This window comes from Pseudanabaena cinerea FACHB-1277, from assembly GCF_014696345.1.
Lineage (GTDB): Bacteria > Cyanobacteriota > Cyanobacteriia > Pseudanabaenales > Pseudanabaenaceae > Pseudanabaena > Pseudanabaena cinerea.
The window spans coordinates 20,780-30,924 of sequence record NZ_JACJPY010000054.1; the positions used below are offsets into that span (position 1 = coordinate 20,780).

Sequence of the window (10,145 nt, forward strand, 5' to 3'; positions counted from 1 at the left end):
GTTAATTTTTCAATAATCCTCACGTTTTCAGGCTGAGGAGGGTCAAATCAAATCACTGGACAAATCACTGGACAAATCACTGAGCAAATCACTGAGCAAATCACTGAGCAAAAAAATCGTTGCTGCACTTTGTTTTTCAGGGTTATGACTAGTTTGCCGATCGCGGTTTAGCCAGAAAGCCGTGATCCCCACTGCTAATGCACCTTGATAGTCTTCAGCGAAACTATCGCCAATGTGCCAGGCTAAATTCGTTGATAAGTTCGTTGATAAGTTCGCTGATAAATTATGCTTGGCTAAGGCTTTCTCAAAAATGAGGCGATCGGGTTTTGCTGCCCCTGCTTCTGTGGATATGGTAATCGAGTCAAAATATTGATTCAATTGCAACGCGGTAAGGACAGCATAGAGCCGACTATCAAAATTGGAGAGTATGCCCAAGGTAATGCCTTGATTGCGCCAAGCTGTCAGAGTGGCGATCGCCTCTGGGTAGATAAACCAAGGATCGGCTTTGGCAAAGTATGCGTAAAGGATTTTAAAAAAATGCTCAAAATCCGCAAACTTACGCAAGTCACCAGTAATGCTAAAGGTTTGCTCTGCCAAGGCAAGCCACCATTGATATTCAGCGATCGCAATTTCTGTTGGCGCTAAACCTAGAAAAGCCATGCGCGGAGCCGATTTAAAACTGTGATAAAAAGCTTGATTGATCGCCTCGGCATCTAACTTCACTCCGACATCTGCCGCAACTTTAGCGTACTGAAAGCCCACACTATGGCGCACTCCAAACAATGTGCCAACAGCATCCAAGAAAATGACTTTAGGAGTGGTTTTGGCAGTGGATTGGAGTTGGTTTAGTGTTTTGGCGCTGGGCTTAGATTCTGGTGGTCGCATAAAATACAGTCTAATTGATACAGTCTAACTGATGTTTTAAATTGGTCGTGCTGATACAATGACAGCCAATGCAACAGTCAATTATTATGGCAGTTACGCAGCTTTTGATGACTAATTTGATAAACCCGTGCTTAAGGTTAAAGGAGTGTTTTATGCGAATATCTCAAAGAAATGGGCTGAGCCAATTTAGCCAAATTGGTCAAATAAGCCAAATGCTGTTACTGGCAGTCATAGCTAGTGCGCCCCTGCCAATGTTGGCACAGACTACGGAGATGACCATTGAAAAAACAAATCCAGTCTCACCACAACCAGCAGCCCCAAGCAACAGCAACCTGCGATCGCTTAATGAACTCAACAGTAAGCCAGCTAGCCTCAGCGTTACCGAATCTCTTGACAGTTTCCGCTATACCCTAGGGGCGGGGGATACGATCAAAATTGATGTGTTTAATGTGCCAGAATTGTCTGGCAATCAAGCGATCGCCCCCGATGGTACGATTAATATTGCCCTCATCGGTGCAGTTAGGCTTGAAGGACTAGGGCTAGATGAAGCCAATGCTCTCCTCCGCGAAAAGCTAAATCCTTTCCTCGTTCGCAACATTGTCAATGTTTCCTTGATTGCGCCCCGCCCCCTCAATATCGCCGTTGTTGGTGAAGTTAATCGTCCAGGTCCTAGATTTTTGAGCTATGCCAGCGCAGGTGTAAATGCTGCCACCTTGACTAGGGCGCTAGAATCCGCTTCGGGTATTACCTCTAGGGCAGACATCAGTAATATTCAAATCTCGCGGCGCGATGGGGCGGCGGGACGCAGGATCATTAACGTCAACCTACAATCTTTGCTAGAAAAGGGTGACATTAGCCAAGATGTCAGAATTCTGGATGGTGACTCAATCCTTGTGCCGCCCCTCGCCCAAGTTGGCACATCCCAAACCCGCCTAGTCAGCAATTCCACCTTTTCCCCTGATAGCTATGCGATCCAAATTGCGATCGTGGGTGAGGTCAATCGTGTTGGACCCCAAACGCTAATCTACTCAAGGAATGGCATTGTTTCCACAGGCTTAACTGGCTCGACCGCCGCCGCAGGTGTTGCTTCCGCAGGGGGGCCTGTTACCCTCAGTCGTGCCTTACAAGCTGCTAACGGCGTTACCGAGGTTGCTGACATTCGTAATGTGCAGATCTCGCGCATCAACGATCAAGGGCAGCGTACTGTGATTAAGGCTGATTTACTAGCGCTAATCACCAAAGCCGATCTCGGTCAAGATATCACCCTTACCGATGGCGATTTGATTACTGTGCCACGCCTAGATAAGCCCAACCCCGTCGACTATTTGCAAATCTCTAAAGCCACCTTCTCTCCCACGATTATCACCGTGCAGGTGGTGGGCGAAGCCGTGCGCCCAGGACCATTGCAACTGCGCCCCAATAGCTCATTTACAGAGGCAATTTCCTTTGCAGGCGGGCTCACCAATGATGCAGACTGGCGATCGGTAGAACTCTATCGCGTTAATCCCGATGGTTCGATTATGCGGCGCAACTTGGTTGCTGACCTCAATTTACCGCTTAATGAAGATTCTAATCCTGGACTGCGCGATCGCGATGTGATTGTGATTCGCCCCTCCTTTGGCTCAGGCATTCTCAATTCGGCAACCCGTTTCCTTGGCAATATTGTCACTCCCTTCTCTTTGATTAATAACCTGATTAGAAGATAACTATGAAAATCCTCGTTACTGGCGGTGCTGGCTTCATTGGCTCTCACTTAGTAGATCGCCTCATGGAATCAGGACATCAAGTTGTCTGTTTGGACAATCTCTATACAGGTGCAACGGTAAATAACGCCCAATGGTTAGATCATCCCAATTTTCAATTTATTCAACATGATGTTGTTGAGGCGATCGCCATTGAAGGACTAGATCAGATCTATCACCTTGCTTGCCCAGCTTCGCCTGTGCATTACCAGTTTGACCCGATCAAGACTGCTAAGACCAACTTTTTAGGAACCCTAAATATGTTGGAACTAGCCAAGCAATGTTCAGCAAGACTCTTACTTGCCTCCACCTCTGAGGTTTATGGCGATCCTTTACTGCACCCTCAGCATGAAGAATATTGGGGCAATGTCAACTGTACGGGCATTCGTAGCTGCTATGACGAAGGCAAACGCATCGCCGAAACCCTCACCTTCGATTTCCATCGTCAGTTTGGAACCGAGATTAGGGTAGCGCGAATTTTCAATACTCACGGCGCGAGGATGTTGGAGAATGATGGGCGCGTGGTCAGTAACTTCATTGTCCAAGCCCTCAAAGGCATTCCCCTCACTGTTTATGGTGATGGTTCTCAAACCCGCAGTTTTTGCTATGTCTCTGACCTTGTGGAAGGGTTAATCCGTCTGATGAACGGTAATTACATTGGACCAGTGAATTTGGGGAATCCTGGGGAATATACAATTTTGCAATTGGCGCAAACCATTCAAAAGATGATCAATCCCGATGCTGAATTAATCTTCAAACCCTTGCCTCAAGACGATCCCCAACGCCGCCAGCCCGATATAAGTGCCGCCAAGTTCCATTTAGGTTGGGAGCCAACTGTGGCATTGGAAGAGGGGCTGTCAAAAACGATCGCCTATTTCCGCGATCGCCTTAAGGAAGCGTAAGGTAAATTAACAAATCAAAAACGAGGTCATTGAGAATGCGTGTTTGTGTAATTGGAACTGGATATGTCGGTTTGGTGACAGGAGCCTGTCTTGCCTATGTGGGGCATGACGTAATCTGTGTGGATAATAACGAAGAGAAAGTTAAATTAATGAAGTCGGGACAATCACCGATTCATGAACCAGGTTTACCTGAAGTGATCGCCGAATCGATTCGGCAAGGCAAAATTGAATTTACAACCGATATCGCCGCAGGAGTGCAGCATGGCGAAATTCTCTTTATTGCGGTCGGCACACCCTCACTGCCCGATGGTCGCAGCGATATGCGCTATGTGGAAGCCGTGGCAAGGAGTATTGGTGAGAGCTTGACGGAAGGCTACCGCGTGATTGTCAATAAATCCACTGTGCCGATTGGTTCTGGGGACTGGGTACGCATGATCGTTCTTGATGGCATGGCGGGTAAACCCAATATTGATAAAATTCAGTTTGATGTGGTCAGCAATCCCGAATTTCTGCGTGAAGGTGTGGCAGTTTATGATACCTTCAATCCCGATCGCATTGTTGTTGGTAGTGGCAGCGATCGCGCCTTGAATCTCATGCAGGAACTATACCAGCCCATCATCAATCGTGAATTTGCGGAAAACAAAAACTTGCCGCCCGTGCCTGTGGTTGTCACCGATCTCAACTCCGCCGAGATGATCAAGTATGCCGCCAATGCATTTTTGGCAACCAAAATTAGCTTTGTCAATGAAGTCGCTAATATCTGCGATCGCGTTGGCGCTGATGTGAAGGAAGTTGCTAAGGGTATTGGTTTAGACTCGCGCATCGGTTCTAAATTCTTGCAAGCTGGCATTGGTTGGGGTGGCTCCTGCTTTGGCAAAGATGTTTCCGCGCTCATTTACACTGCCGAAGACTACGGCTATTCTACGGAAATTCTCAAAGCCTGTGTAAGGGTGAATGAATTGCAGCGCACCCTTGTCGTTGAGAAGTTACAGCAAGCTTTGAAAATTCTCAAGGGCAAAACTATCGGACTATTGGGTATGACCTTTAAACCCGATACCGATGATATGCGCGATGCCCCTGCCTTGACTTTGATCGATCAGCTTAGTCGCCTTGGTGCAAGGGTCAAAGCCTATGATCCGCTAGTATCCCAGTCAGGATTGCGTCAGGGCTTCTCTAATGTAATCGTGGAGACTGATTTAGAACGCCTTGCTGATGGCTGTGATGCGGTGGTCTTGGTAACAGATTGGCAGGAATTTTTGAGTATTGACTATGCCAAGATGTTGACGCTGATGGCGCATCCTGTGATCGTAGATGCAAGGAATTTCCTTGATGGTAAAGCGCTCAAGGCTTTGGGCTATCAATATATCGGCATTGGACGTTAAGATATTATGAACAGAGCAGCGCGAAGCGCTGCTCTATTCATTTGTTACATTCCGTGAAATTATGCTCCGACTAACTGAAATCAAACTTCCGTTAGATCATCCTGAACTAGATTTAAAAACTGCCATTCTCAAAAAGCTGCAAATTCAGCCCGAAGAATTGGTTGGTTTTTCTGTATTTAAACGCAGTTATGATGCCCGTAAAAAACATGATATTCATCTCGTTTATATCGTTGATGTTGAGATAGAAGCAAATTTAGAAGCGAAACTAAGCGATCGCTTTGCTAAAGATCCCCATGTGCTGCCCACGCCCGATATGAGCTATCACATGGTAGCTCAAGCACCATCTCACTTTACAAAACGTCCGATTGTGATTGGCATGGGACCCGCAGGGATGTTTGCGGGGTTGATGTTGGCGCAAATGGGGTTTCGTCCGATTATTCTCGAACGCGGTAAACCAGTGCGCGATCGCACCGTTGACACCTTTAATTTTTGGAAAAAAAGAGCCGAATTTAATCCCGAATCTAACGCCCAATTTGGAGAAGGCGGCGCGGGTACATTTTCCGACGGCAAACTCTATAGCCAAGTGCGCGATCCGCAGCATTACGGACGCAAAGTACTTACAGAATTTGTCAAGGCAGGTGCTTCCCCTGAAATTCTCTACATCAATAAGCCCCATATTGGCACATTTAAGCTAGTTGGCATTGTCCAAAATATTCGCGCCACCATTGAGTCCCTTGGCGGCGAAATCCGTTTTCAAAGTCGCGTCACCGATATTGATATTCAATCTGGACAAGTTAGAGGGCTAACCCTTGCCAATGGCGAATATCTGGAAAGCGATCATATTGTGTTGGCGATAGGACATAGCGCCCGTGATACCTTCCAAATGCTCTATGATCGCGGCGTTTATATCGAAGCCAAACCCTTCTCCATCGGCTTTCGCATTGAACATCCCCAACCAATCATCGATCGCGCCCGTTATGGTGATTTTGCAGGACATAAAATCCTAGGGGCTGCCGATTACAAATTAGTGCATCATTGCCAAAATGGGCGATCGGTCTATAGCTTCTGTATGTGTCCAGGGGGGCTAGTGGTAGCCGCCACATCGGAAGAGGGGAGGGTTGTCACCAATGGCATGAGTCAATATTCCCGCAATGAACGCAATGCCAATAGCGGCATCGTGGTGGGCATTACGCCTGAAGTCGACTATCCCGATCATCCCCTTGCGGGTATCGATCTTCAGCGCCGTTTAGAATCCCATGCCTTTGAATTAGGCGGCGGTACTTACGCCGCCCCTGCCCAATTGGTGGGTGACTTTTTAGCTAACCGTCCATCCCAAACCCTCGGTACTGTCCAGCCTTCCTATGCCCCTAATGTGCGCTTAGGTGATCTCAGTTCTGCCTTACCCGACTATGCGATCGCCGCTATTCGTGAAGCAATTCCTGCCTTTAACAAACAGATCAATGGCTTTGCGATGGATGACGCGATGCTCACGGGTGTGGAGACGCGCACATCTTCACCCATCAGAATCAAGCGCGATCGCGATTATCAAAGCCTAAATACGCAAGGGCTATTTCCTGCGGGTGAGGGGGCTGGCTATGCGGGGGGTATTCTCTCCGCAGGTATTGATGGCATCAAGGTTGCGGAAGCTGTGGCTTTGAGTTTGCTGGGAAAGTAGGCGATCGCAAAGATGAATAGTTGTTAAGCGATCGGTGCATAACACATCATTGGAGCGGACAATATTAAAGATTTTGTGCTGAGTTGAAAGGTAATCTATTGCCGCTCAATTAAGCCGTTATGCGGACTTAAGGTGTAGGAGCTAGATATTAAGTTATGAACGTAAATTTGGGAACGAATTTGTTTGTGCTGTTAGTTATAGTAGGTGTGGCTGTTGCAACATATCAAGATGCACTAAGTAGAGGGTGGGATGGTGGCTCAGCTATTTTGATGGCAATAGGAGTTTGTTTTGGCCCACTAGTTTTTTTTCCTATATACCTTTTCAACAAAAACAAGCCTACTAGAAGAAAAATTGCACTTGCCGTAAGCAGATCTATTGCTAGACAGTCTAGAGAAAGTGATAAAGACATTACTATTGACGCTTTAGAAATTGCTCGTGAAATTGGTGTGTCTAAGCCAGAAATAGTCAGGGAGCTTTTATATCAGTCAGAAGCACAAGGTGAATTGCCTACTGGAGTAAGGATAATTTAGTCTATCTGCTAAGATGCCGTAAAACTTACGACCTCTCAAAGAGTAAAGGAGAAATAAATTCGTGACTTCTAGTTCACACACAATAGAACAACGTGATCTTGGCAAAGTTGTAATATTTACAATAGTGACTTTTGGCATTTACGGAATTTTGTTAATGGCAAAATGGACGGATGATGTAAATTTTTTGATTGACAGACAAAAGCACGAAAAAATAGTCGTTGTTGTTGTAGGGGTGATCACACTAGGTATCGCTCTGGCTGTTTGGGAAATAATATTTGCTTACGACATACAAGGCTATACCGAAAAAAGAAGGCTTAGCGAACGAAGCAAGAATCTTGGCGGCACAGTTCTTGGATTAACTTTATTTGCATATGCACTTGCCTTTGCTAGTGGAGGTCTTGCATTTATATTGAGTATGGCAGTCGGTTTATACGCAAGCTGCCTAGTTCAGAAAGAATTGAATATGATTGCCGATGAAATTAAAGGATCATTATAAAACTCCTTGTTTTACCTCTTTTTTCTATTTTGGCGCGATCACCGCGATCTTTAATTTTTAAAATTTATGCTTGAAAGAAACTTGAATTTTCGCATTATACTCTTCTTTGATTATTGGAAAGAACGCTATCAGTTTATTTCCAACTTAGATCTTGGCAAGTACAAGCATGAAGCTAATGTATTACTGTGGGCTTCTTTTGATGCTCTTTCCAATCTATGGGCAGACAATATTGGAAAGGATCAATGCGGTAAATCTGGTAAACGTATTATTTTCGATGCTTTCCTTGCTCGTTATGGCGGTGAGCTATTTCAACTTGTCTCACTACCAGATGTTTGGAGCCGTGTTGATCAAGGCAACGTTAAAGTAGATCAAACAAAATTATCTGATGATATATCTACTTTGTTAAAGGATATTGGAGGTCGGCATACTCCAAGTATTCTAGAGGAACGACCAACACACTCACGCTCTATTTCTGATGATTGGAGCATGGAAAAGATTGTTGATGAAATCTTGAGAGATTGTCCTCAAACAAATCGTACTCAGCTTAAGGAATGGCTGACTTTTTCTCGGTATGGCTCAATTGCATACAAACAGATGCGATCCGCATATATCCATGAGGGTAGTGCGATCGCCGATCTTGTAGGGTGCGTTAATGAAATGTAACGCACCTTATCCAATGTTCAAAATTCGTGCGTTACGCTGACGCTAACACACCCTGCATTTACTCCTCCCCCCAACGAAAAAATCAGCTTTTATCATTACTTTTCTCAATCTTTTCAATACTCTTCTCAAGCTCTTCAACAAATTTTTTACCGAGATCAGATAACTCCAACCAACCTCCCTCCTCATATCTACCGTATTCAGGATAATCTTCAAACTCTGTAATAATGTATTGAACTAAATCGAGTTCAAGAACTGCATCTAAGTGATGATCTAAAGCTCCATAATTTTCAAATATTGTCTCGCGTAGCCCTTCAGCGTCATGACCTAGCACTGCATAACCATTACAAGTTTTAAGCACACCAAGCAATTGATATTCATCTTCAAATACTTCAGATTTTAATAATCCTTCAATACCTCCTAAATCTGTGTAACTTAAAGCTGAAGCATCTATTAGGTCTAGCAATTCGCTTGCAATTACAAGTATGCGTAAGGCTATGCTGCTATCAACTTTGCTGCCATCATGGGCTAAGTAATTTCTGTAGTAAGCAAAAACTGAAGAGAAGTAATGTTTGGCTTGCTCCTGTAAATCTTCGCCTAAAGGTACACGAAGTTTAACTGTCTTATGTTTACCACCAACAGTAAATAGACTATCAATAAGACTTTTGCCAAATATTTTGTCTCTTACCATCCCTTTTTCCTTAAGGGCTAATTCAATTTGAACTACTGCCTCTCGTGCTGCGTGTTTGTGATAACCATCCTTCCAGAGATTAAGACAGTGTTTTTGTACTCGTGGTGATAACTGAACTTCGATTTTCCCGTTCATAGCAAAAGACAGATTAGCTAATTGTTTGTGATTTCTTAAAAATAACATTGAAACTATGCCATACAAGAAATTTCTTTAATTATCTTGATTCAGTGCGATCGCCGATCTTGTAGGGTGCGTTAATGAAATGTAACGCACCTTATTTTTATTGGCGTGAAGGCGAATATAGTTGGAGATGATATGATAGGGAGAGAGCAACAACTATATACGAACAAGAGTTCATCATTAATATGCTGTTATCTCCTGATAATAAACCCGCAATTATCCGAACAGAGCGTGGTCTGGCAATTTCTGGTACAAGGATAACCCTGTATCAAATAATGGACTATATTCATGCAAATTATCCTCGCCATTTAATCCGCCATCAGTTTTATATAACTGATGAGCAGTTTGACGCAGCGATGTCTTATATCGACACTCACTACGAAGAAGTCGAATCAGAATATCAAACTGTATTATTGCAAGCAGAAGAGATTAGACATTATTGGGAAGAACGTAACAAAGAACGCATTGCTTATATTTCTAAGTTGCCGCCAAAGCCTGAATATGCTTCTGCTTGGCAAAAACTGCAAGCGCGTAAAGCTAAACGAGCAGCAATAAGCCAGTGATTTTTTTTTAATCGATCACAATATTGAAGGACAGTGCGATCGCCGATCTTGTAGGGTGCGTTAATGAAATGTAACGCACCTTATCTAATGCTCAAAATTCGTGTTTTACGCTGATGCTAACACACCCTGCATTTACTTTTGGACGCTAAAATGAGGTTAATGTTTTGGTTTTATTACTGCTATGCTCACCGCCTCTCGTACAGTATCAGTTCCCTTATCTACTAATGCCGATGGTGTGATTTTGGTTGGCAACACTCGTGTAACCATTGATACAGTTGTAGGAAATTACAAGCAAGGACTATCACCTGAAGAAATCGTATTTCGCTACTCATCTCTTGATCTATCAGATGTTTATAGCACTATTGCTTTTTATCTAAGCTATCAACTAGAGGTTGAAGAATACCTAAAACAACGTCAGCGCATAGCTAAAGGAATTCGA

At 44.3% G+C, this 10,145-nt stretch carries 11 protein-coding genes; 9 read left to right on the top strand and 2 right to left on the bottom strand.

Features of this window, described 5'->3' with window-relative positions:
* Nucleotides 1–42: 42 nt before the first annotated feature.
* The gene (locus tag H6F44_RS15290) at nt 43–885 is read right to left on the bottom strand and encodes an HAD-IA family hydrolase (RefSeq protein ID WP_190351892.1); all 843 of its coding nucleotides are present in this window, start codon (nt 883–885) and stop codon (nt 43–45) included.
* Between the two features lie 152 nt (nt 886–1,037).
* Here H6F44_RS15290 and H6F44_RS15295 point away from each other — a divergent pair, with 152 nt between their 5' ends.
* From H6F44_RS15295 to H6F44_RS15325, 7 genes are all read left to right on the top strand, one after another.
* Nucleotides 1,038–2,591, top strand: a complete 1,554-nt coding sequence (locus tag H6F44_RS15295) for an SLBB domain-containing protein (protein WP_190351893.1) — start codon at nt 1,038–1,040, stop codon at nt 2,589–2,591.
* 2 nt (nt 2,592–2,593) lie between these two features.
* Nucleotides 2,594–3,529 (top strand): UDP-glucuronic acid decarboxylase family protein, encoded by a 936-nt coding sequence (locus H6F44_RS15300; RefSeq protein WP_190351894.1) that lies wholly within the window; start codon nt 2,594–2,596, stop codon nt 3,527–3,529.
* Nucleotides 3,530–3,564: 35 nt separating this feature from the next.
* Nucleotides 3,565–4,911 carry a UDP-glucose dehydrogenase family protein gene (locus tag H6F44_RS15305; RefSeq protein ID WP_190351895.1) on the top strand — a complete coding sequence of 449 codons (1,347 nt, stop codon included), beginning with the start codon at nt 3,565–3,567 and terminating at the stop codon, nt 4,909–4,911.
* Between the two features lie 61 nt (nt 4,912–4,972).
* Entirely contained in the window at nt 4,973–6,586 is a 1,614-nt protein-coding gene (locus H6F44_RS15310) for an NAD(P)/FAD-dependent oxidoreductase (RefSeq protein ID WP_190351896.1), read from the top strand.
* Nucleotides 6,587–6,741: 155 nt separating this feature from the next.
* Entirely contained in the window at nt 6,742–7,116 is a 375-nt protein-coding gene (locus H6F44_RS15315; protein WP_190351897.1) for a hypothetical protein, read from the top strand.
* Nucleotides 7,117–7,177: 61 nt separating this feature from the next.
* On the top strand, nt 7,178–7,612 hold the full coding sequence (locus H6F44_RS15320) for a DUF4234 domain-containing protein (protein WP_190351898.1): 435 nt from the start codon (nt 7,178–7,180) through the stop codon (nt 7,610–7,612).
* A gap of 66 nt (nt 7,613–7,678) precedes the next feature.
* The gene (locus tag H6F44_RS15325; protein WP_190351899.1) at nt 7,679–8,275 is read left to right on the top strand and encodes a hypothetical protein; all 597 of its coding nucleotides are present in this window, start codon (nt 7,679–7,681) and stop codon (nt 8,273–8,275) included.
* A gap of 82 nt (nt 8,276–8,357) precedes the next feature.
* Here H6F44_RS15325 and H6F44_RS15330 read toward each other — a convergent pair whose 3' ends face one another.
* Nucleotides 8,358–9,146: a TIGR02391 family protein gene (locus tag H6F44_RS15330; protein WP_190351900.1), complete on the bottom strand. Its 789-nt coding sequence runs from the start codon at nt 9,144–9,146 to the stop codon at nt 8,358–8,360.
* Between the two features lie 182 nt (nt 9,147–9,328).
* On the opposite strand from H6F44_RS15330, the gene H6F44_RS15335 reads away from it, so the two are divergent.
* Nucleotides 9,329–9,706 carry a DUF433 domain-containing protein gene (locus H6F44_RS15335; protein ID WP_190351901.1) on the top strand — a complete coding sequence of 126 codons (378 nt, stop codon included), beginning with the start codon at nt 9,329–9,331 and terminating at the stop codon, nt 9,704–9,706.
* Between the two features lie 181 nt (nt 9,707–9,887).
* Nucleotides 9,888–10,145: DUF433 domain-containing protein (locus H6F44_RS15340; RefSeq protein WP_190351902.1), on the top strand; the 258-nt coding region annotated here is incomplete at its 3' end.

Coding starts and splice junctions, on each gene's coding strand:
- H6F44_RS15290 (WP_190351892.1), bottom strand. CDS start 885: ATGCGACCACCAGAATCTAAGCCCAGCGCCAAAACACTAAACCAACTC.
- H6F44_RS15295 (WP_190351893.1), top strand. CDS start 1,038: ATGCGAATATCTCAAAGAAATGGGCTGAGCCAATTTAGCCAAATTGGT.
- H6F44_RS15300 (WP_190351894.1), top strand. CDS start 2,594: ATGAAAATCCTCGTTACTGGCGGTGCTGGCTTCATTGGCTCTCACTTA.
- H6F44_RS15305 (WP_190351895.1), top strand. CDS start 3,565: ATGCGTGTTTGTGTAATTGGAACTGGATATGTCGGTTTGGTGACAGGA.
- H6F44_RS15310 (WP_190351896.1), top strand. CDS start 4,973: ATGCTCCGACTAACTGAAATCAAACTTCCGTTAGATCATCCTGAACTA.
- H6F44_RS15315 (WP_190351897.1), top strand. CDS start 6,742: ATGAACGTAAATTTGGGAACGAATTTGTTTGTGCTGTTAGTTATAGTA.
- H6F44_RS15325 (WP_190351899.1), top strand. CDS start 7,679: ATGCTTGAAAGAAACTTGAATTTTCGCATTATACTCTTCTTTGATTAT.
- H6F44_RS15330 (WP_190351900.1), bottom strand. CDS start 9,146: ATGTTATTTTTAAGAAATCACAAACAATTAGCTAATCTGTCTTTTGCT.
- H6F44_RS15335 (WP_190351901.1), top strand. CDS start 9,329: ATGCTGTTATCTCCTGATAATAAACCCGCAATTATCCGAACAGAGCGT.